Source organism: Neisseria sp. P0021.S006, assembly GCF_051956895.1.
The window spans coordinates 1-439 of sequence record NZ_JBQCWZ010001283.1; the positions used below are offsets into that span (position 1 = coordinate 1).

The window sequence follows — 439 nt, forward strand, 5'->3', positions numbered from 1 at the left end:
TGGTTAGTGGAGGGGGTTTGTTGGAGGGGTTTTGGGTTGGATTTTTTCAAAACAAAGCATTACACCAAGTGTTCCTTATGATGAAGAGTTAGTAGAACGTCGTAGACAGGAGATTGCGCAAAGAGACATTGCAGCCATGGTATTAGAAGATACCATAAATATGGTTACTTTCTCTGGGAGGGTAGGAGTTGCGCTTGTGTTTTTTTCGGGTATGGGTGGGGTGTGGGGTTGTTTGTTGTTTTGGTGTGGGGTTGGTGGGGTTTTGGGGGGGTTTGTTGGTTTTGTTTGTGTTGGGGGGGTTTGTGTTGTTGGGGTTTTGTTTGTTGTGGTTGGGTTTGTGGGGTAGTTTTTTGGTGGGGGTGGTTGGGTGTTGGGTGGTTATGTTTTTTTGGGTTGGGGCGGGGTGTTTGTTTTTTTTGATGTTTGGGGGGTTTGTTTT

At 45.8% G+C, this 439-nt stretch carries 1 protein-coding gene; it reads right to left on the reverse strand.

The genetic code is table 11. From position 1 onward, the window contains the following. Nucleotides 1-142: 142 nt before the first annotated feature. Nucleotides 143-439 (reverse strand): hypothetical protein (locus ACTHUM_RS19900; protein ID WP_440403992.1); only part of this gene is annotated, 297 nt, incomplete at its 5' end.